This is a genomic window from Flammeovirga kamogawensis (assembly GCF_018736065.1).
Lineage (GTDB): Bacteria > Bacteroidota > Bacteroidia > Cytophagales > Flammeovirgaceae > Flammeovirga > Flammeovirga kamogawensis.
Window position 1 is genome coordinate 1,348,402 of the sequence record NZ_CP076129.1, and the last position, 24,099, is coordinate 1,372,500.

The window sequence follows — 24,099 nt, forward strand, 5'->3', positions numbered from 1 at the left end:
AAAAAACTACAACAATGAAAAAATATTTAATTATTCTACTTGCGTTCTTTGCTTTTTCATGTTCAGAACAGAAAAAAGGAAGAGGAATTGATTTTGAAAAAGTAAAATCGTCTTTGGGTTTATCAGCTGATCAGTTAGAAAAATTTGATGCCATTAATGCTGAATTTGATGCAGATAGAGCTGCTAAGATAGAAGCTTTAAAAGCATCTGGTAAAATGAGTAAGGCAAAATATATTAAAATTGTAAAGCCTTCTTATGTTGCACAAGAACAAAAGGTAAAGCCTATTCTTACTGCTACTCAATTTGAAGTTTATCATGAGTACGTTAAAAGATATATGCCTTTCCAATCAGATTATTCTGATGAGCTTAAGCAAGAAGTTATTACTGAATTATCTTTAGATGAGCAACAAGCTAAAATGTATAATGCAGTTAATGAAGCATTTGTAAAAGCATACAGAGATGCTCACGATTATTACCACGGTAATGGTGAGGCTGCTGCAGAATACTGGCAACAGTTTGATAACAATAGAAAAGAAGCTTTACAAAAAGTGTTTACGAAAGAGCAATATGCCCAATATCTTGAGTTAATTAAAAAAGAAAACTACAGAGGTAAAAACGAAAAAGGGTAATGCGACTGAAGAAATCACTTTTAAGAAAAAAGAGAAAGAACGAAAGCATTTTTAAATACATCATGTCCGTGTCACATTTGTGGCTCGGACTTTTGTCGAGTGTGGTAGTTTTTGTGGTATGTATGAGTGGAGCAACCTATTCATTTAAAACACAAATACAAGAATTGCTTAATTATGATGTTGTTTTTTCGAGGGATAGTAAAGGAGACGATTTTGTTTCAATAAATGTACTTCAAAATCAGTTTGAATCAGAGGGCTTATTGATTACGAGTATAACAATTCCTGAAACTACATCAAGAAATATTTTAGTTACCTATAAAGATCAAACTGATGAAGAGGGACATTTTTATGTACACCCTGAGAATGGAAAAATAATAGGAACAAGCAGTAGCTCTGCGGGTGATTTCTTCAACTTAATGAAGCAAATACACAAAGAGTTATTACTTGGAAAAGTAGGAAAACAGATTGTAGGTGCATCAATTTTAATATTTGTTGTTCTATTACTATCAGGGTTAGTAGTATGGTTTCCTAAAAAAACTACACAACTTAAAAAAGGGCTAACTATTAAATGGTCGGCCAAGTTGCCAAGAGTAATTTATGACCTACACAATACACTCGGTTTTTATACTTTTATATTGCTATTATTTATTTCAGTTACAGGTTTATATGTTTCTTATTCTTGGGTGAAAAGTGGTATAATAGTTTCGTTAGGAGGTGTGGCTGTCTTATCAGAAAACAGTTCGGAAGCTGCCAAAGCAGAAATGTCTAATGTGTTTGCTTCTTTTTTAGATGATGTAATTGATAGTCAATCTGATAAGCAAAAAGAACTGAAAGAGATCTCTTTAGATAGTTTATTAAGTGATGTAAACCTGAAATTACCTTATAAAGCCATAACCATTTTAGACTTCCCAACTGAGGAAGAAGCCTATTATCACATCACTAAAATTAACCAAGAAAATTTACTTAAAGCAATTCTACCAGATGAGATAGAATATACGAAAGAAGGAGAATTTAAGTCACTTCAAAAGTTTACAGATCAACCACTACACAAACAATTTACAGCCATTTCATTACCCCTACATACAGGCGAAATAATGGGTTTACCAGGCATAATTCTATATTTTATTGCCACTTTAATTGCCGCATCTATGCCTGTAACAGGCATATTAATTTGGGTAAGGAAGCTTTGAAAGACTTGTTTTTTTTTGATAATTATTTCTTGACTGAGCAGGAAATAAAACTATCAAATTGATTTCTGTATTTATATAGTTCAATCAAAGCTTTTTTACATAGGGCACCCAACAACTTGATTTTCAAATAGACTCAACTTTGATTGTAAGGTAATGTCTTCTCATTTAGAAATTGTACACTAATTCAGGACGAGACATAATAAAAAAACATGAAAAAACTTACTAAGCAAACCTTTTAACCTCTCTCTCCTTATCTACACAAGAAAAAAGTAGATAAATAGATTGACCACAAAAAGTTTGAACCGATACATATGGTCTTGAATAATGGAGTAGTATAGGTTAAGTATCACCATCATTAGTCCAGGATTTAAGCCCTGAGCTAATGATGGAAGGTATAACTGAGGATTTACCATAAAAAACTAGACAAATTAATTAAAACTTATCTTAAGTTTGATCAAATATAACAGGACCAAAACTTAATAATATTAGCTTTAAAACAAATACATCTGATAAGCAAACAACCCAACACCAGCAATCATTAAATACCAATTTACTGCTTTATAAAATGCTGGGAAATCTGTCAATTTACGAGAATACGTAATGATAAACACAATAGGTATAAGAGCTAGAATTTGTCCTATTTCAACTCCTAGGTTAAAACAAAGAATTTTAGCTAGGAAATCGTTATTTCCATTTTCAAAAGATTGTAATTTAGTGGAGAGACCAAAACCATGAATTAACCCAAAAATCACTACCATTATTAGTAAGTTAGGGGCGTTAATACCAAGCTTTTTAAAACCTCCTAAATTTTCAAAACCCTTATACAAAATACTTAGTGCAATCACTCCATCAACTAAATGTTCATTTGCAGTAATACCTAAATATGTAGCTCCAATAAGCGTAATACAATGCCCAATAGTAAAGGCAGTAATAAATTTTAGTATATCTTTAAATCCTTTTAAATAAAAAACTACTCCTGCTAAAAATAGCAAATGGTCGTAACCTGTTAGCATATGAGTGGCACCTACTCTAAGGTAAGCGAATAACCCTCCTGTTTTGAGTAATTCCTGATCTGCACTTGTTACATCATGAGCAAACCCTAAAAAAGGGATAAATAAGAAGATGAATAGAAGTACTTTTTTTAAATTCACTTTCATAACTAGCCCTTATATTTAAAGTAAATAAATAACAAACCAATGATAGCGATACTCACTACTATAAAACCTGAAGTTGGAATGCCTTCTTCTTTATGGTGATGAGAATTATGAGTACCATGTTCATTGGTTACTTCAAAAGATAAAGTTGCCCATTTTGATTTATGAGTTACTTCAGCATTGTTTACCTCAACCATATGAATTGTTCTGAGATAGTAAATTCCATCTTCATCTAGCGTGACGGTAACAATACCTTGTTCATTCGTTCTTAATTTCTGACCATGGGTATGTGAATGGGCTTCACCACCATCATGAGTATGAGCTATTCCTTTATGATTGGCATAAACTAATTGATTAATTACGGGTTTACCATCTACTAATAATCTTATATCAATAGTTTCTCCAGTGTGTTTCTTGTAGGGGCTTTCCATTGGAATAAACTCAATAGGATAACCTAAAACTGTATTCCAATCATCTGTTTTTACTTCTCCTACCTGATAAATTGCCTTTACATGTTTTTGATAACTCTCTACAACATCTTGATCCAATAATGCATTATCAAAACGATGTGATAGCATATCCAATACACCATCATGTTTTAAATAAACATTAAAATCGAAAGCAGATTGTGCTAAAGTATTTGCTTTTGTTGATACCCCAACTACATAAGTTCCGGCATTACCCGCAGTAAAAGAAAGTTGTGTAATAGTACTGTCCTGATCTTTCCATTTACTTGAATCTATGGTTTGTCTATTTCCATGACTGACAATAGATGCATCTAAAATACGGTTACGAGTGATACTATTTTCACTACTCTCAAAAGTGCCATTGTATAAACTGAGGGTTGTTTCTTGATTAGGTTTCAAGAAGTAGGTTTCCATTTTAATATACAAATCATGACTACTTAACATGATAAGTGCAGATAAGAGAAATAATGGCTGAGTCAATTTAAAACCAATTACCTTATCAAAGGTTCTTGCAATTAATTTCATATAAGAATGTTTGTTCTGTTACGCTATTGCCGCAAATGTAAGAACTTTTATCTCTCATCCCAATCATAAATTTACTAGGGTCCAAATAAAATAAACGGTGGATACAATAACATTGTACATAGGATACCTTGATCACTATTAAAAATAAAATTTAGTGTTATGTATCTATAATTCTTTTGAAATAGGAGCTAAAATTTATCTTATTCTTACAAAAATTGATAATTTCTTTAGTATTAAATAGACCATGATAAAGTTTAATTAAAAATCATCCTTACTAAATAAAAGGAAAGCTGAGTGGTATAAATAGCATAAGAAAAATACAATTTATTGCAATTATTTTCATAATTTTAAGTTTATTAAGATAACGTAACTATACAACCTAATTTATTTAGTGCGTTTTATTATGACCTTAAAATTATAGAAATGAAACTATCAATACGATTATGTATTTTTTTGATTGTAGGCATTATTAATTTTTCAATAGCCCAAAACGAAACAGATTCTTTATTTAAGGTCCTTGATGATGCAATTGAAAAAAGGGAGATCTATCTAAAAGAAAAAAACAATAGTATTAATGAATTTAGGGTATTGTTAGAGAATGATACAACAGATTTAAAGGATAAATATTTTTATGCTACAGAAATATATGAGCAATATTTAGTGTTTGAATTTTATGGAGCCTTACATTTTGCATACGTAGCTATTGATGTGGCCAAACAACTAAATGAACAAAAACTAATTAATGAAAGTCGATTAAATTTAGCTAGAATATTAGTGATAGCAGGTATCTATCAAGAAAGTAGTGAAATACTTGATGCTTTAGATATTCGGAATTTATCAAACGATTTATTAGTAAAGTATTTCTTAATAAGAAAAGAATTATACAACCAACTTTACTACTACTCTCCAACAAAAATAATTAAGCAAGGTTATCAGAATAAATACATTAATTATTGTGATTCTTTATTAGAAGTTTTACCAGAGAATTCTGAAAGTAATTTAGAAATATTAGAAACAAGAGCACTTGACAATAGAAAATTAGATAAAGCAAAAAAACTAAATGCTTTACGTTTATCAAGGTATTCTATCGGACAACATAATTATTCTAAAATTGCTTTTCAGCGTTCTTTAATTTATGAAGTGGCAAAAGACGATAGTAATCAAAAAAAATATTTAATACTTTCAGCAATTTCAGATATTAAGGGAGTGATAAAAGATAATGCATCCCTGTCTACACTAGCTTTTAAGTTATATCATGAAGGAGATGTAGAAAGAGCGTATAAATACATAAACATATGCTATGAAGATGCCTTGTTTTATAATTCAAAATTAAGAGCTATTCAGATAGCGAACATCTTGCCTGTAATTTCTCAATCTTATGAAGCACAGTTGATAAGTCAAAAATCACGCTTGGAGAGTTTTAATATAATTATCACAATTATGTCTATCATTCTTTTTGTGGCTATAATTTTTATTTACAAGCAGGTAAAATCTGTACGCTCCGTTAGAAATACTACCGTTGAAATAAACAATAAATTAAGAGAATCTAATGCAGAACAGAAAAAAGCAAATGAGCAGCTTACAAAACTCCACACTGATTTGACAAATACGAACCTTATAAAAGAAATTTATATAGGGGAGTTCTTAAAAATCTGCAGCGATTATATTGAGAAATTAGAATACCAAAGCACACATACAAAAAGAATGCTGGTAGCTAGAAAATATGGAGAATTACTAAAGGAGTTGAAGGATGATGATGTTCGTAAAAAAGAAATGAAACTTTTTTACAAGAATTTTGATCAAACTTTCTTACATATTTACCCCACTTTTGTAGATGATTTTAATAAATTATTAGAACCTGATCAACCCGTTTTAATAAAGAACAAAGATTTATTAAATACTGAATTAAGAATATTTGCACTCGTTAGACTTGGTATAAATGATAGTGCTAAGATCTCTAAATTACTAGGGAACTCGGTTACTACAATTTATAATTACAGAGTAAAGATTAAAAATAAATCGATTGTAGATAGAGAGAATTTTGATGACTATGTTATGAGAATTGGGGATGTATAACAAAGAATATAGATTTTTTTGTTCTATAAAACATCTACTATTTTATAAATTAAAATATTGTTAAGTTGCTGTTAATTAGATGATTGAATTAATGTAGTGTCTACCATTTTACTACTATGCGTAGGACATACACTTTTACTTACCCAACTTTGTAATGTTCGATAGGGAAACCAGCTGACTTATGTAAATTTTACAATCCCTATTAAACATATTTTTTATAAATCTATTTTGAACGACTTTAAGTTTATACTATAATGACTAGACTTACTACGTTTTTTGACTCCTCAGGATTATGGAGTGCTTTTTTAATTATACTACTAACATCTACAATATCATTTGCACAAAGAAATATAAATGGTGTTGTAACAGATGAAGAAGGGTCTCCAATACCTGGAGTAACTATTTTATTAAAGAATTCGAATAGCGGTACTACCACAGATTTTGATGGTAACTATAAAATACAAATCGAGAACGCTAATTCAACATTAATATTTAGTTACATTGGAATGCAAACCGAAGAGATTGTTGTCGGAAACCAAACAACAATTAACTTAAGCATGTCAGAAGACATGGTAAAGTTGGAAGAATTGGTTGTGATTGGATACGGTACACAAAGTAAAAAGGATGTAACCGGTTCTGTAAGTGTTATTGGAGCAGAAGATATGGAGTCTCGTCCTAATACACAGGTTGGATCTTTATTACAAGGTAAAGTTGCAGGTGTTCAAGTTCAAGCATCTTCAGGTAAACCATCGCAAGGTATTTCGATGCGTATTCGTGGTACGAACTCAATTAATGCCGGAGCAGAACCTTTATATGTAGTAGATGGCGTACCTACAACAGATACTAGATCAATAAGTCCATCAGATATAGAAAGTGTTTCTGTATTAAAAGATGCATCAGCTGCTGCAATTTATGGAGCACAAGGTGCAAATGGCGTTGTTCTGATTACAACTAAGAAAGGTACATCTTCTAAACCAACTGTATCATTAGATGTATATGGTGGTGTAAATGAAGTATGGAGAACACAAGAAGTCTTAAACGGTGAACAATACCGAGATTTAATGACTGAAATGGGTTATAATACAGATTGGAGTAAATACCAAGAAAATACAGATTGGCAAAATGAAGTTTTCCAAACCGGGTATACTCAAAATTATCAGGTAGCAATTTCTGGAAAATCTGATAGAACAAATTATTATGTTTCAGGTGGTTTTACAGGTGCTCAAGGTGCTGTAAGAAGTTCTGAAATGAATAGAGCTAATTTTAAAGTAAATCTAGATCAAGATGTAAACAACTGGTTAAAAGTGGGTACTAGAGTTTCTTATGTAGATTACAATGATGTTGACGTTAAAGATAACGCAGCTGTAAACCAAGGAGGTGTATTATTAGGTGCTTTAACTACTCCAGCTGTAATTGGAGTTTATAACGAAGATGGAACATTTACTTCTAACCCATTCCAAGATTGGGAAAACCCTATTGCAAGTACAGATGGTTCTAAAAGAGGATTTAATAACAAAAGATTCTTGGGTAATTTCTATGCTGAGGTAACATTTTTAGAGAACTTTAAATTTAAATCAAATATTGGTATTGATAATAATACTGATAAATACGATTACTTTTTAGACCCTTATAAAACATCTTATGGTAGAGCTCTAAATGGCCAATCTATTGTAAATCAGAATAACAACTCTTACTATATTTTTGATAATACTCTATCTTTTAATAAACTGATTAATAGACATAAAGTAGAAGCACTGGTTGGTGCAGTAGTTCAGAAATACCATTGGCAGAGTAGTAATATAGAAAGGAGAAATTTTGCTTCAGATGCGATTACAACTCCTAATGGAGGTTCGGAAATAGCTGCAGCATCTGCAACAGAAGCAGAAAAGTCTAATGCATCTTTTTTAGGTCGTGTAAACTATGCTTTCAATAATAAATATTTATTTACAGCCAATATACGTTTAGATGGTTCTAGTGTGTTTGGTCCGCAAAATAGATGGGGTGTTTTTCCTTCATTCTCTGCAGGTTGGAGAGTATCTGAAGAGGCTTTCTTAGAAGATGTAGAATTTATTTCTGATCTGAAATTAAGAGCTGGATATGGTATTGTGGGTAATGATAATATAGGTACTTATGCTTATATGGGTAAGGTTGGTTCAGGAGCTAATTATCCAATTGGTGGTATTGCACAACCAGGTTCTTATCCAGCTTCAATTGAGAATCAAAAATTAAAGTGGGAAGAATCAGAACAAACAAACATTGGTATTGATATCGGTTTAATCAATGATCGTGTAGAATTAACTGTTGATGCTTATATAAAAAGAACATCAGATCTTTTATTGAATGCTCCTTTACCTAGGTCAACAGGTTATGATAATGCTATTCAGAATATTGGAGCATTAGAAAACAAAGGACTTGAATTTAATTTAAATACAGTGAATGTAGATAAAGAGATCAAATGGAGTACTAATTTTAATATCTCATTCAATAGAAATACAGTAACAAACTTAGTTGGTCAAGAAATTTATGTTGGGAGTATTGCTGGAAGAGGAGAAGCAATTCAGATTAAAGAAGGACAAACATTGGGAGCTATTTATGGTTACGAATTTTTAGGTGTTGACCCTACAACAGGTAATGCATATTATATGGGAGGTGATGGTAATTCTACTTTTAATCCTTCGCCAGACGATAGGAAGATAATTGGAGATGCAAACCCTGATTTTATCTATGGTTTTACAAATACATTAATGTGGAAAGGCATTACTTTAAATGTGTTTTTCCAAGGAGCTCATGGCAACGAAATGCTGAATGCTACTAGAATTGATACTGAAGGAATGACAGATGCAAAAAGTCAGTCGACAGCAGTACTAAATAGATGGAAAAGAAGAGGTGATGTGACTACTATTCCAAAGGCAAGTCCTGGAAATACAGATAACTCTAGAATTTCTACTCGCTTTGTAGAAGATGCTTCTTATCTAAGACTTAAAGCACTAACACTAGCTTATAGTTTACCAACCGATATGATTAGTAAATTTAGAATGGGTTCATTTAAGGTATACGCAACAGGTGAAAACCTTTGGACACTCACAAACTATACAGGATTTGATCCTGAAGTAAATCAAGGTGGAAATTCTAATACTGTTTTAGGTATTGATTATGGTACTTATCCACAAACACGAAGCATAATTATTGGAGCAAATATCACTTTCTAATTTAGACTTCTAAGATAATGAACGTAAAAAAATATATAACAATTGCTGCCGTCGTATTAGGAACGATGTCGTGTGATAACTTTTTAGACTTGCAGCCTATTTCAGAAGAAACTTCTGATAATGCTTATAATAAAGCGTCTCAAATGGAAAGTGCATTAATAGGTGCATACGAGACATTTCAATCTGCTGAGTACTATGTTTGGGACAATATTGTCTTCAGTGATGTTCGTTCTGATAACGCTTATGCTGGAGGTGATAACCCTGAAGTATTTGAAGCTGATTTACTAAATGTAACACCAATTAACTCTAGAGTATTTACAAACTGGTCTCAGATATACAATGGGATTTTAAAAGCAAATACTGTAATAGAGAAAATTGAATTAATTACAGATCCAGGTTTAAAAGAAGAACGTAAAAATCAAATAAAAGGAGAGGCTTTATTTTTAAGAGCTTATCATTATTTTACTTTGGTAAAACTATTTGGTGGTGTGCCTTTAATTTTAGAACCTACTAAATCTACAGATCCTGCTGATGTTAGAGTCGCAAGAAATTCTGAAGAGGAAGTGTACCAACAAATTATTGCTGATTTAACAATTTCAGCTCAATTATTACCAGATTTTTATACTGATGATAATGGCAATGATTTAGGTGGGTCTACAAATAAAGCAAGAGCAACAGCTGGAGCATCGAATGCACTTTTAGCAAAGGTTTATGCACAACATAAAGATTGGGATAATGCGTTAGATGCTATCGGGAAAGTAGAGAAATCTACAGCGGGATATATTCTATTGTCTAATTATTCAAATCTTTTTGATAGCGAGAATTACAATAATTCTGAATCTATCTTAGAAGTACAATACTTAGGTACAGATGAAGGAAACTTTGGTCCGCAATTATTATTACCACCATCAATTTCTGGAGATACATGGAGAAAGTTTGTTACACCTTCTCAAGATTTAATTGCTGCTTATGATAATGAGAACGATGTAATTAGAAAAGGTGCTGCTGTTTTATTCGAAAACGTAGATTGGGTAGATGAATATTGGGGAAACACTGCTGGTTCAAGTATTCCTTTTTCTTACAAATGGAAAAAGGCCATGGGTTGGGCTTCAACAGATCGTCCTTACCTGTTAAGATTTGCTGATATAGTATTATTAAAGGCAGAAGCATTTAACGAAGTAGGAAATAGTGCCGCAGCTTTAGTAGAACTAAATAAAATTAGAGCAAGAGTTAATTTAGAAGCAATTACATCTGGTCTATCTCAAGATCAATTAAGAGATAAAATTCTGAATGAAAGAAGATTAGAATTGGCTCAAGAAGGACATAGATGGGATGATCTTGTTCGTCAGAACAAAGTAGTTGCTACCATGAATAATTTAATTGAGATAGACTTAAGAACAGGTCAGAAAGTAAATTATAATATGACAGAAGCGAAGGTTTTACTACCAATTCCTCAACAAGAATTAGATCGTAACCCTGCTTTAGTTCAAAATCCATTATAGACACTAGATAATAAAAAAATGATAAAGAAATATATCAATGTAGTGCTCTTTTTACTCTTGGCTATTGCCTGTGGATGTACTACAAAATCAAATATGCAACCAGAAGGACAATGGACGCTTTCCGAAGCAGAATTAGTTACTCCTACTGCCGATGCAACGATAGAATTAGATGAGATTTTCACAACTGAGTCAATAGATTTTGAATGGAAACCTTCTATAAATTCTGCAGATTATATTATAAAATATGCAGTAGTTTTAGTAAGTGATACAGCGACATCTTATGAAAACCCATTAATTGAGGTTGAATCAAATAATAATGGAAAGGATGTGACAGCTAGCATTTCACATCAAGCAATTGATTTGGCTTTAGCGCAAGCATGTTATCCAAAAGATCAAGTGGCTAAAGTGAAATGGGGAGTAAAAGCAATGTCGTTATCTGTTGTTGCATTTTCATCTCAAGCTATTAACCTTAAACGATTTTCTAAAGATCCTACTCCAAATAATTTATATTTATTTGGTTCAGCAACAGAAGTAGGATATAATCAATCTGAGGGAATTCCTTTAAAAGCATTTAAAGATGCCGAAGGAAATATGACATTCTTCGAAACCATAACTCAACTCACTAAAGACGAGACTTACGAATTTGTAAGTAGTTTAGAAGAGCCTGCACTGCATTATGGTGGTGAAAATGGTTCGATTGCACTTTGTGGTGCTGAAATTACAGCTACTGAAGATGGTGTTTTTAGAATTGGAGTTGATTTAGTTAGTAATACAATTAAACTAGAAAAGATAAATCATCTTGGTATTGTAGGAACGCCAATTGAAGGTGAATGGGGTGGAGATGTTGCTTTACCTTACCTTGGTAATGGCTTATTTCAAGATACGGTAGAACTGCTTCAAACAGGAGGGTTTGTATTAAGAATTGATGGTGATTGGGGGAGAATGTACAAACAAACTCCAGGTACTACGAGTCTATTATTTGAGCCATATGCAGATGCCGTTGGTCTTGCTAAAGAAGATCTTCAAAATCAAAATGTTGGAAACTACATTGTTTCAGCAGACTTTTTAGGTACTTCATATAATTACTCTTTTGAAAAGGTTGAAGTAGATATTCCTACACCAAGTCCAATTGTAGCACCAGAAACTCTTTTCTTAATTCCTAATGATGGCTCTGGAGCAATCGAATTAGTGAAAGATAATAATGTCTTCACATCAAACTATTTAGCATTACAATCTGCAGTGAAATACGCTTTGAATAGTGCAGCTGATGGTAGTGGGACATCTTATTCTTTATATGGTAATATTGGAGAAACGGAGGATGATCCGAATGGAGACAATGTTTATGGAGCTCCTTATTTTAAAGAAGAAGCGGGCGATATTTCAGTAGTTAGAGATCAAGCATATAAACTAACAATTGATTTTGATGCTCCAACAGTTCAATGGCAATATTATAATTTAAAATTCTTCCATTGGGATGATAACGGTGGATGGGATGATAGAAAAGAATTGCCAATGGCATACGTTCATCCTTATACATTTACTTTAGAAAATACAGATTTATCGGCAGGGTATGATTCTAAATTCTTCTCTCCATGGGATGTAGAATTTGGGGTTTCTGATGCAGCAGGATCAACAGATGATGCAAGTGCTACAACGGGTACAGCTACCAATAAAAACTTTGTAGAAGAAGGTGTAAATGTATCGAACTTTAAGTTTATAACAACAGATGGTACTTACACTGTTTCTATTGAAATAGCAGACGATTATACAGTGGGTAATTACACTGTCACACAATAAAATAAACTAAAAGAGATGGGTAGGAAACTATTCATCTCTCTTAATCACAAAATATATGAGAAAGGAAAAAATGAATACATTAATTGGTTTAATTCTATTAATGGCTACTTCAATTTCAGGAATTGGCTGTGGAGATAATAATGAAAATAAAACACCAATACCACCACCGCCTGTGGTAGAAGTAGATCATGTACAATTATATGTGACTTCGAGAGACGATGTGAATGGTCAGAAAAACCAAGGATTAAGATTGTTAGAAGATGTCGTAGCAACAGGAGAAGACGAGTCTTATGTTACGTTACGTGTTGATCAAAATCAAGTTTATCAAGAGATTGATGGTTTTGGATTTACATTAACAGGTGGTAGTGCAATGCATATTAATTCAATGTCGAGTGCTTCAAGAGCAGCACTTTTACAAGAGTTATTTGGTAGAGAAGAGGGACAAGTTGGTGTAAATTATCTTAGAGTAAGTATTGCAGCTTCAGATTTAGATGCTAGCCCTTTCTCGTATGCAGAAGTAGAAGACGAAACATTGTCGAACTTTTCTATCAGTAAAGATAAAGAACATTTAATTCCAGTTTTAAAGGAAATTTTAGCAATCAATCCATCAATAAAGATTTTGGGAACACCTTGGTCGCCACCTACATGGATGAAATCTAATAATGCTTACAAAGGAGGATCTTTATTAGTTGATAAGTATGCTACTTATGCAGATTACTTTGTAAAATACATTCAAGCTTATGCAGCTGAAGGTATTACTATTGATGCAATTACTGTTCAAAACGAACCACTTCACGATGGTAACAATCCAAGTTTATACATGGAAGCAGAGGAGATGGCAAAGTTTATTGCAGAACAATTAGGACCTAAATTTCAAGCAGCTAATATATCTACTAAGATAATTACGTACGATCATAATTGTGATCGTCCTGATTATCCAATTTCAATTATCAATTCTAATGCAAATCAGTACATTAATGGTTCGGCTTTCCATTTATATGGTGGTGATATTTCAGCATTGTCATCTGTAAAAACAGCAGATACTTCAAAATCAATCTACTTTACAGAACAATGGGTAGGAGCAAACGAAGATTTTGGTGGAGCTTTAATGTGGCACTTTGAAAACATGTTTATTGGAGCTCCAAGAAATTGGAGTAGAAATGTTTTGGAATGGAACTTAGCTTCTGATGCAAATTTACAGCCTCATACTGAAGGTGGATGTACAGAATGTTTAGGCGCTTTAACTATTGAGGGAAACACAGTAAATAGAAATGTAGCCTACTATACCGTAGCTCATGCTTCTAAATTTATTCCATCAGGGTCTTATCGTGTAAAGTCAAATAATATGGGTGATTTACCAAATGTATCTTTTATAACTCCAAATGGTAAGATTATCACTTTATTAATGAACAATTCTGATTCGCAGAAGAAATTTAATTACAAACTAACAGGAACAGACAAATCATACATCATTTCAATTCCAGCAAACAGTGTCGGAACAATGGTGTATGATACCAACACTAAAGCTTAATTATATAGTTAGTGTAGAAAATTTTTTGAGACAATTAATGACCGACATCATACTATTTTGTTTCTATATCTAACTATTCTGTTTAGCTAAAACTATTGAGAGAGGGAGGGTAAAAAGCTCTCCTTCTCATCAAATTATTACTTGAAGTGAATTTTACATCATTTACTATAAACAATTTTGACATGAAACACTTTTTTCTACTTTTTATATGTCTAATTTCTTTAAACTCTTTGGCAACAAATGTTACTTTTTCTGTAGATGTTTCTAATGAAGATACTGCAGATAAAAATATTTACGTAACAGGTGGTTTTGCGGGTTGGTCATTAGACAATCAAATGACTGATGAAAATACAGATGGGATATACGAAATTACTCTTGATATAGCAGAGACTACCGAATTTAAATTCGTTATTGGAAATTGGGAAATTCAAGAGGATATGTCTTCTAAAGGATGCTCTCCAAATTCAAATAGAGAATTAAAATTAAATGGCGAAAGTGATGTAGTACTTGCTACTGAAACTTTTAATGAGTGTAGTGAACAAACATACTCATTGGTTACTTTTAGTGTTGATATGAATGCTGAAACTATAAGTGGCGACGGTGTATTTATGACAGGTTTGAATGATTCTTGGAATCATAATGATATACAATTAACAGATGAAGATAATGATGGTATTTATGAAGTAGCTATTTATCTAGAAAATGGATCATCTCATTCATATAATTATATTAATGGAAATTGGGAAGATGCACGAGAAACTTGTTCAGAAGGGAAAAATAGGAAACTTAAAGTTTACAATGATAATATTGATTTACCAACTGCAGTTTTTGGTGTTTGTGACGATAATGTACAAGTAGTTTTTTCGGTAGATATGTCCAATGAAACTGTTGGTGACGATGGTGTGTTCATGACAGGTTTAAATAATTCTTGGAATCATAACGAAATCAAATTATATGATTTAAATGGTGATAATATATGGGAAACTACTGTTTCACTTCCTAAAAATTCATCTCATTCATATAATTATATTAATGGAAATTGGGAAGATGCACGAGAAACTTGCCCAGAAGGGAAAAATAGAGCTATTGATATTCTTGAAGATCATATTACTCAACCCACAGTAGATTTTGGTACTTGTAGCCAAGAAATTATTACAGTGAGTACTACCTTTCAAGTAAACATGAGCGGTGAAGAATTAGTAGATGGAAAAGTATTTATTATAGAACTTAACGGTAAGTGGGAACAAGCAGACTGGGTAGAAATGCTTGATGAAAACAATGATGGAGTTTTTACTGCTACTGTAGATTTAGTTGAAGGAGAACAAAAATATCGTTTCAATAACGGTAGTGAGTGGAATGATGAAAACTTATCAGGTACATCTTGTGGTAATGAGGAGAATAATAACAGAACAATTACGATCACATCTGATGGATCAGACAATCCTACCCAAGTCTTAGAAATTGTTGCATTCAATTCTTGTACTGCAGAAATACCAACCTATGAAATTAAATTTAGTGTAAATTTAGAAGGAATTACTGCAGCTACACCTGGTATCGTAGGTGATGTTGTAGGTGAAGCTGAGTGGGGAGAGCAGATTGCTTTAACTCAAAATGCAGAAAATGAAAATATTTGGGAAACGGTTATTTCTTTAACTAGAGGACAGGAATATGAATATCTTTTTACGAATGGTGATTGGGAAGATGCTAGAGCAAGTTGTCTAGAAGGTAAAAACCGTTCTATTACCGTAAATAAAGCAGAGGAATTAAATGTGGTAGATTATGGTAAATGTGATGTTGAACCTGTTTTAGTAGATGTTACTTTCCAAGTAAATATGAACGGTGAAGATTTAGTAGATGGAAAAGTATTTATTGTAGAACTTAATGGTAAGTGGGAACAAGCAGATTGGGTAGAAATGCTTGACGAAGATAACGATGGTATTTTTACTGCTACTGTTGCTATTTTGGAAGGAAACCAGATTTTTAGATACAATAACGGTTCTACTTGGAACGATGAAGATTTAACAGGGAAAGATTGTGCTCTTGAGGGAAATAAAAATAGAAGCCTAACTATTGTATCAGACGGATCAGACAGTCCAACGCAACTTTTAGACGTAGTTGCATTTAATGCATGTGATAATATTGTAGAGGATAAAATCTATAAAGATGTTACTTTTAAAGTAGACGCAACTTCTTTTGATGATACTTCTGCAGGTTTATATATCGCATCTTCTTGGAACAATTGGACTCCAGAAAGTTTCTCTCCAATGACAGATGAAAACAACGATGGTATCTGGGAAGCTACCATTAACCTGCGTGCAGGAAAAGAATATGAGTTTAAATATACATTAGGTAATAACTGGGATGATACTGAAGATATGCAAAATTCTGGTTGTGAAAAACCATCAACCAATAACCGATACATTACCTTAGATAATACTTCAGAGAGTCTAGCTCTTGATGTTGTAGCTTTCAACTCATGTTCGAGCGATCAACAAATATGGAATAGCATTTTGTTTGCAGTCGATATTTCTGATGTTGATACAGAAAGTGCTCCTCAAGTTATTGGTAATTGGAGTAAAGATAGAACTCCTATAGAATTATTAAATGTAGGTAATAATGTTTATTCAAAACTTATTTATTTAAGAGCAGATAGAACATATACTTATCAATTTACTATTGATGATGTTGTAGAAGATTTTGAAGGGGATTGTCTTGATGAAAGTAACTTAAGAACAATAACTGTTCAAGAAGATAAGGAACTGCCAATTTCAGTTTTCAATTCGTGTGACGAAAGTGAAAATAAACCTTCTGAAGAAACAGTTATGGTTACTTTCAAAGTGAATTTATCAAAAGAAAGACCCTCTGAAGAAAAAGTATATTTAGCGGGCTCGTGGCCATCAGTTGACTGGAACCCTGAACTTTTTGAAGAAATGTCTGATGAAGATAACGATGGAATTTGGGAAGTAACCATAGGATTATTGGCAGGGGTTAGTTATGAATACCAATTTACAATAGGTAAGAATTGGGAAATGACAGAAGATTTATCAGGTAGTGGTTGCGAAGTTACAGGAACTAAAAATAGAGGAATTACGGTTGGAAATGAAGATGTTGTTTTGGATGTTGTTTGTTTTAATGAATGTTCAACATGTGAAATTAATGTGATTTCAATTTCAGTATCTGGAAATAATATTACCGAAAAAGGAGGGACTTCTTTAATGACAGCGATTGTCGTTCCTCTTAATGCTTCTGTAAAAGATATACAATGGACTGTAAATAATACGGATATTGCTTCAATTGATCAAAATGGACTAGTTACAGCCAAAGCTGATGGAACAGTGATAGTAACTGCAACTTCTCTTGAAGAGGGATCAACAATTATTGGAACGAAAGAATTAACAATTTCTGGACAAGTTATTACGGCTATTGTAGATAATAAGTCTGTACTAAATACATTTCCGAACCCAACTTCTGGAAACGTTACAGTTTCTTCAGAAGATAAGATGCTAACAATATTATTATTTGATATCAATGGAAAACTCCATAAAGAATTATCTATTGGAGGTGCTTTTAAAACAGAAATTGACTTATCAAATCTAAATAAAGGTATTTATGTAATTAAAGTTATTACAAGTGTGGGTGCTTCAACATCAAGGTTTATTTTAAACTAGCAATTACAAATAGACAATTATAGCTCAGTGAAATAAAGAAATTAATATTCTATTTTTTCACTTCATCATTTTAAATCCTACAATTAATTATTGTAGGATTTTTTTTCATGCTCAATAGTATGATATGCATATTCTATAAAAAAATATTATTTGTTTTTGATAACTTTTTTCAGGATTTATGTAAAGCTATTTAAATAGTATTTTTTCAAGATAAACGTTACTTGTGTAGACGTGATTCTATATATGGATTTATATTATTAATTCAGTTTTAATAATTCTGATAATGATATAATTTATAGATAATATGTTTTGAAAAATATAGTGTTAAATAAGGCGTTAGAGTAGAATAAAATGTTTTTTATGATGAATGAAACCTCAATTAAAAAATAATTGACTACTTCTATAAATACAATTTGTGCCTTATTATATATAACAGTATTTAGATAGAATAAATTGATTTTTGATAGGTTTACCTTTATTTGCAAGTAATTATTTATTAAGATCTAAGTTTGTTTTTCATTCTGTATATAACAAAGAACACACGATTTTATATCAGTCTGTATTTTTATGGTTATATCAATCATACTATAGCACACTTCATCAAATTGAAAGAGAATGTTATACTGTTATTTATTTCAATATGTATTTATTAATATCATAATTATCATTAAAAAAGGGATTGTAGTTATAAAAACACGCTATTGTTATTTATGAATATTTAAATAATAAGTGTTTTAATTAAATGATTCTACAATAGCAATTTTGAATTTAACTTATGCTAACTGTACCTCTTAAAACTCTAATTTGTTGAATAGTAAAACAAAAATTCTTAATTTTACGCAGTGTTGGGTCTTTACTCAAAAATTGAAAATTACCTTAAATTACAACAATGGATAGTTTATTTACTATTCTAAATAATTAAACTACTATCTATAACTAATATTACTAGATGAAAAACTGTTACTTAACGCTACTTTTGCTGTTCACAGCTATAGTAAGTAATGCACAAGCAAATCAAACTTTTGACTTATTTGATTTCACAAAAAGAGCTGATGCAAAAAAAATAACGATATCTGGAGATGCTACTTCGGAGATAAAATCATCAGGTTTTCAAATTACTACCGCTAAAAATGGAAGTAGTGTAATGAAAATTGTTGGTGACTGGGATTTACACGAATGGTTGTATGTTGCCATAATTTTAGAAAATAAAACAGAAGAAGTAGTTCGCTTTGAACCAATAATAAAAGGAGAATTGACTTCTGATTTTAAAGCACCTATACCTTTAAAGAATATTGGTTGGTTAAACCCAAAAGAAACAAGAGTATTTGATTGTACATTACAACCAGATGTTTCTACAAGATCTACTATTTATGCTGATATGAATGAAGACTTCCCAGAGATGCAAGGTATGCCTGCTGGTATTTCATTTAAAAATTCATTTGATTTAACACATACTAAGTCCATTGAAATTTATTTTCCTGTAGCTGATTTTGAAAGAGTAATTACAGTGAAAGCAATTGAGTTATACAAACACGCTTATCCGGAAAATTACGAAAAGAATCACATGACATTTTTTCCATTTGTAGATCAATATGGTCAATATAAATATGCTACATGGAATGGAAAGATTAAAAATGATAAGCAACTCCAAGATGATATTAAAACGGAAGATGAAGATCTTGCGAAAAATCAAGGTTCTGAAGAATGGACAAAATACGGAGGATATAAGTTAGGACCAAAATTAGAAGTTACAGGTCATTTTTATACTGCAAAAGTTCAAGATAAATGGTGGTTAGTTGATCCTGAAGGTTTCCTTTTTTGGTCAAATGGTGTTAATGGAGCTGCTGATTTATCTGTAAACTCTCAGACTTCAGATAAAGATCTTTATTTTGAATATTTACCAATGCATACAGATGCAAACTTTGGTAAATTTTGGGATGGTTCAGATTACAATTTTGGGCATGCAAATATTAAGAGGAAATATGGCGAATATGATTCTCAAAAATATGCAATCCGCTCAATGGATAGAATGAAGAGTTGGGGATTAAATACAATGGGTGCTTGGTCATATGCTGAGGCATATAATTTACCAGAAGAAAAGAAATCTCCTTATACTCTAGCAATAGAGTCAGAAGCTCCAGATATGGTTGAAGGATTTCCAGATGTTTATAATCATCACTGGGAGAGAAACTTACATAAAGAAATTAAACATAATAGTCATAAAATTAAAAAAGATCCTTTTTTCATAGGGTGGTTTGTTGATGATGAATTAAAGTGGCATACACCTGAAAAGTTAGTTACACTTTTAATTCAAAATAATAGTCATTCACATGCTAAGAAACATTATCTTCAACATTTACAGAAAGCAGGAGAAGATGTAATTTCTTTTAATAAAGCAACTGGTAAATCTTTCAAGACTTGGAAAGAAGTTATGGCTTCACAAGAAGAATTAGACCTTTCTAGTTTTAGTGAGTTGAATAAAAAGTTTTATGCACAAACAGCACATAAATATTTTAAGACGGTCAAAAAATATATTACAGAATTATCTCCTGGTTCATTGTATTTAGGTTGCCGTTGGGATGTTCAATCAGAGCATAGAAACAATTTAAATGTTAGTATTGGTGCTAAATACATTGATATTTTATCTTTCAACCAATTTGATGATGAAATTTATCCAAATACTTTTCCTACACTTTCAGGAATTGATAAGCCATATATAATTTCAGAATTCAATTTTGGTTCTTTAGATTCTGGTAAATTCTCACCAGGTTTATCTGCTGCATCTGATCAAAGAAATAGAGGTGAAAAGTATAAGAACTTTGTAGAAAGTGCAATGCGTGATAAGAATTGTGTTGGTGCACATTGGTTTATGTGGGGTAATGCTGCAACAACTGGTACTTCTAAATTAGGAGAAAATGCAAATTGTGGTATTCTTACAGAAACGGATCAGCCTTATTATCAGTTAATTGATTACATGAGAGATGTAAATTATACCATGTATAAGTATAGATACTCAAATGAAGGACAAAAAGCAGCTAAACAAGAACTTAAATAAGTAGTTGCATTATATACAAAAAGGCTTCTCAATTTAATTGAGAAGCCTTTTTTAATGATATTTTTTTGAGATTGATAATATCAACTTACTTTTTCATATCATTTTCTATCAAATTTCTGATATAATCAGATACTTTGATACCATTTTGTTTTGCTTGACTTTCTAAAGCAGAATATTCTTCTTTAGACATTCTGAAAGTAACAATTTTATTAGATCCCCCAGTTTTTCTAGGTTTTCTTCCTCTATGTTGAATGGCTATACGATATTCTTCTAAAAAATCATGAGTTGATAAAGCATAAGGTTTAACACCATCAACGTAAATCATAGATGAGTCTTCGTCGCCCTTCCAAGCAGCTTTTCTATTGGAAGTATAACTTTGATAAAAAGCTTTTCTAGTTTCAAAACTTTTTGTCTCATTTACAGGTAACTTTTTCATGAAATCTTTTAAGGAGATTTTTGAATCAGCTGCCAATTTTTTTACTTCCTCAAAAGGCTTTTTATAGTATATGTATTTTGCCATAAAGAGATATATTCGTAATACGTTATATTCAATTTAGCTAAATAATTAATAATTATCCAATTTTATTGTCGATTTCAATTCAAGAAATACAAAAATGTTTTATAAAACCATAACTCATCTTTAAATAGTTTATAATTTGTATTCATTTTATTAGTTTCGTGTATCATTAAATCGATATAAAACGACATGAATTCATCCTCTTTCTTTTTTTATGACTACGAGACTTTTGGTAGAGATCCTCGTAAAGACAAAATTGCTCAATTTGCAGGAATAAGAACAGATTTGGATCTAAATCAAATAGGCGATGAAATTACATTGTACTGTAAGCCGTCAAAAGATTTTTTACCAGACCCTGAAGCATGTCTTATTACTGGAATTACACCTCAAATTGCAGAAAATCAACCAGGTTCTAAAAAGGAGTATGAATTTATGGCAATTGTGAAGAATTATCTTGGAGAAAGAGGAACTTGCCACGTAGGCTATAATAATATAAGGTTTGATGATGAATTTTCAAGGTTTGGGTTTTATAAAAACTTTATTGATCCTTATTCTCATGAATGGGCGGATAACAATTCAAGGACTGATGTTTTAGATATTGTCAGAATGACTTATGCATTAAGACCTGAAGGAATAAACTGGCCTAAAAATGAAGAAGGAAAAGTGAGTTTAAAATTAGAAAACTTATCTGTAGCCAATGGTGTTTCTCATGAAAATGCACACGATGCACTTGCTGATGTTAGAGCAACAATTGAAATTTTCAGGTTGATCAAAAATAATCAACCAAAATTATTTCAATATGCACTTAGTTTAAGTAATAAAACTACGGTAAAAAAACTTTTAACTGAGCATTTAAATAAGCAAGAACCTATTTTAACAATATCACCTTACGTTCCTATAGAAAATGGACACTTAGCTTTTACTGTTCCTATAGTTTTTGATGAACATAATAAAAATGCAGTTATTGCTTATGATGTGAGAATTGATCCTAGTTGCTTAGTAGATTTATCCGCGGAAGAGTTAAAAGAGGTATTATATATGCCAAAAGACAAGCTGGAAGAAGGGCAGGTGCGACCTGGTTTGTGTCAGTTGTATATAAATAAGGCAAACATGTTTGTAACGCCTAAAATACTAACAGATCAACGAGCAAATGAATTAAATATTGATAAAGCTCAAATTTTAACTAATACTATAAAGTTAAAGGATGTATTAAAAGACAGATCAATCTTTAAGAAGTTAAAAGATGTTTTTGAACCTAATTTTGAAAGAAGTACAGATGTTGATGCGATGCTGTATGATGGTTTTATGCCTCGTCAAGATGAATCATTAAGAAATAGGTTGTCGACTTTTAACGAAGGGCAGTTAGAATTGATGAACCTTGATGTTTTTAATTTTATGGATCAGCGATTGAGAGAGCTTTTATTACGTTACAAAGGGCGTAATTTCTATAATAAATTAGACAAAGCTGATCTTAAAGAATTTAAATCTTTCTGTAGAGCTAAAGTTTTTGATGGTATAGGAGGTGTTGTTACATTTGATGATTACATGAAAGACTTAGACAATAGATTAGAAGCTGAAGATATAAAAGAAGATGAAATAAGAATATTGTCATCTTTAAGAATTTATGCTAATTCATTAGCTAAAGAACTAAGAAAATAATAAGAATGTATTATAAAGGTTTATTATTAGTTGTGATTGCATTTTTGTTTTCACAAATAACATATGCTCAGGTTTTTAAGTTTGAAAGCCCTTCAAAAGAACAAAATATTAGCTTATCTTCTTTACCTAACGGGAATACACATAAAAATTGGAAGAGAGTTATCACTCAACAAACATTAAAACCTAAATCTAAAGATCTTATAACAGATGCTTTATTTATTAATTTTAATGATATATCTGAAAATAATAAAGAGTTTATTTTAAAGTGTGTTGGTGGTTTTGAAAAACAATCTATTGAACTTTTCTTTGTTGGTGATACCGATTTTTTTTCAATTGATATTAATGGAGTTCAAAATTTCTGGAATTCATCAAAAGTGACAACATTTGAGAAAGAAGCATTAGAAGAAGTAACAATAAGGATTCGCCCAAAAGTTATTGCTAAAGGGAAACATACTGCATTTATTGCTTTTGTAATGAACGGTAAACTATCTCGAATTGCTTTGCAATCTAATGTTTTGGTAGACGAACATACTGTACATGAAAATATTGATATTAATCTTGGTTTAGTTGAAGCAGATTCAATTGGCTTTACAGATTATTATTTTTACAATCTAGAAGAGTTACCTTTAGATCTAGTTTACAAAGGGGATAAAGAGAGTTTTAACTTCATGATTAATGGGGATAGTATAAATCTTGATTCTATTAAAACAGTTGTTCCTAATTCTGATACATTAATTTTGTCAGTTGCTCCGATAGCTAAAGTTTTAGGAGATAAATACGCTCTTTTAGAACTTAAAAACCATTATATAACTCAAGAAATTAATTTAACTTCAAGAGTTTTTAAAGTTAGGGGAGATGTAAATTGGGTAGATACTTTACAATTAATCAATAACTTTCAAACACCTATTACTAAAGTGTATTATCCAGCAGATACTATTTGGACTTCAATTAAATTTGTAAACAATAGTGATTATGATACACTTTTTGATGTGGCAAGTTTAATTTCTATTTCAAATCCTAAATGGTTAAAAACGTCAATTCCTCTAACAAATCTATCACCTAGGTCTGAAGGACTAGTGCAGATTCCTTTTGTTTTTAATAAGAAAGAGAAACTTGATAG

The 24,099-nt window shown here is 31.4% G+C and carries 14 protein-coding genes (1 of these 14 only partly in view); 11 read left to right on the forward strand and 3 right to left on the reverse strand.

The genetic code is table 11. The features are described from left to right. The first annotated feature begins 14 nt into the window (after nucleotides 1–14). Both KM029_RS23545 and KM029_RS23550 read left to right on the forward strand, forming a co-directional pair. Nucleotides 15–629 (forward strand): hypothetical protein, encoded by a 615-nt coding sequence (locus KM029_RS23545; protein ID WP_144076258.1) that lies wholly within the window; start codon nucleotides 15–17, stop codon nucleotides 627–629. After that, complete coding sequence (locus KM029_RS23550; protein ID WP_144076259.1) at nucleotides 629–1,819, forward strand: PepSY-associated TM helix domain-containing protein; 1,191 nt, start codon at nucleotides 629–631, stop codon at nucleotides 1,817–1,819. The genes KM029_RS23545 and KM029_RS23550 overlap by 1 nt, the downstream gene beginning before the upstream one ends. Nucleotides 1,820–2,310: 491 nt before the next feature. On the opposite strand, the gene KM029_RS23555 is transcribed toward KM029_RS23550, so the two are convergent. Continuing rightward, entirely contained in the window at nucleotides 2,311–2,976 is a 666-nt protein-coding gene (locus KM029_RS23555; RefSeq protein WP_144076260.1) for a HupE/UreJ family protein, read from the reverse strand. Between the two features lie 2 nt (nucleotides 2,977–2,978). After that, entirely contained in the window at nucleotides 2,979–3,965 is a 987-nt protein-coding gene (locus KM029_RS23560) for a DUF4198 domain-containing protein (protein WP_205125522.1), read from the reverse strand. 423 nt (nucleotides 3,966–4,388) lie between these two features. Here KM029_RS23560 and KM029_RS23565 point away from each other — a divergent pair, with 423 nt between their 5' ends. The 7 genes from KM029_RS23565 to KM029_RS23595 all read left to right on the forward strand — a co-directional run bounded on the left by KM029_RS23565 (nucleotide 4,389) and on the right by KM029_RS23595 (nucleotide 20,803). Next, nucleotides 4,389–6,041: a DUF6377 domain-containing protein gene (locus KM029_RS23565; protein WP_144076261.1), complete on the forward strand. Its 1,653-nt coding sequence runs from the start codon at nucleotides 4,389–4,391 to the stop codon at nucleotides 6,039–6,041. A 254-nt stretch (nucleotides 6,042–6,295) separates the two neighbouring features. Beyond that, the gene (locus tag KM029_RS23570) at nucleotides 6,296–9,250 is read left to right on the forward strand and encodes a SusC/RagA family TonB-linked outer membrane protein (RefSeq protein WP_144076262.1); all 2,955 of its coding nucleotides are present in this window, start codon (nucleotides 6,296–6,298) and stop codon (nucleotides 9,248–9,250) included. A 17-nt stretch (nucleotides 9,251–9,267) separates the two neighbouring features. Continuing rightward, nucleotides 9,268–10,752: a RagB/SusD family nutrient uptake outer membrane protein gene (locus KM029_RS23575; RefSeq protein ID WP_144076263.1), complete on the forward strand. Its 1,485-nt coding sequence runs from the start codon at nucleotides 9,268–9,270 to the stop codon at nucleotides 10,750–10,752. A gap of 18 nt (nucleotides 10,753–10,770) precedes the next feature. Further along, nucleotides 10,771–12,549, forward strand: a complete 1,779-nt coding sequence (locus KM029_RS23580; RefSeq protein ID WP_144076264.1) for a hypothetical protein — start codon at nucleotides 10,771–10,773, stop codon at nucleotides 12,547–12,549. A gap of 55 nt (nucleotides 12,550–12,604) precedes the next feature. Continuing rightward, nucleotides 12,605–14,080: a glycoside hydrolase family 30 protein gene (locus KM029_RS23585; RefSeq protein WP_144076265.1), complete on the forward strand. Its 1,476-nt coding sequence runs from the start codon at nucleotides 12,605–12,607 to the stop codon at nucleotides 14,078–14,080. A gap of 182 nt (nucleotides 14,081–14,262) precedes the next feature. After that, nucleotides 14,263–17,748, forward strand: a complete 3,486-nt coding sequence (locus KM029_RS23590) for a pullulanase X25 domain-containing protein (protein WP_144076266.1) — start codon at nucleotides 14,263–14,265, stop codon at nucleotides 17,746–17,748. 949 nt (nucleotides 17,749–18,697) lie between these two features. Further along, a complete protein-coding gene (locus KM029_RS23595) occupies nucleotides 18,698–20,803 on the forward strand; it encodes a hypothetical protein (RefSeq protein WP_144076267.1) in 2,106 nt (701 codons plus the stop codon). A gap of 85 nt (nucleotides 20,804–20,888) precedes the next feature. Here KM029_RS23595 and KM029_RS23600 read toward each other — a convergent pair whose 3' ends face one another. Further along, nucleotides 20,889–21,323 carry a plasmid mobilization protein gene (locus KM029_RS23600; RefSeq protein ID WP_144076268.1) on the reverse strand — a complete coding sequence of 145 codons (435 nt, stop codon included), beginning with the start codon at nucleotides 21,321–21,323 and terminating at the stop codon, nucleotides 20,889–20,891. A 186-nt stretch (nucleotides 21,324–21,509) separates the two neighbouring features. Between KM029_RS23600 and sbcB the strand changes: the two genes are divergently transcribed. Next, nucleotides 21,510–22,979, forward strand: a complete 1,470-nt coding sequence (sbcB, locus tag KM029_RS23605; RefSeq protein ID WP_144076269.1) for an exodeoxyribonuclease I — start codon at nucleotides 21,510–21,512, stop codon at nucleotides 22,977–22,979. A 5-nt stretch (nucleotides 22,980–22,984) separates the two neighbouring features. Continuing rightward, nucleotides 22,985–24,099 carry the 5' portion of a hypothetical protein gene (locus KM029_RS23610; RefSeq protein ID WP_144076270.1) on the forward strand. It continues 670 nt past the right edge of the window, so only the first 1,115 of its 1,785 coding nucleotides appear in the window; it begins with the start codon at nucleotides 22,985–22,987; its stop codon lies off the right edge, out of view.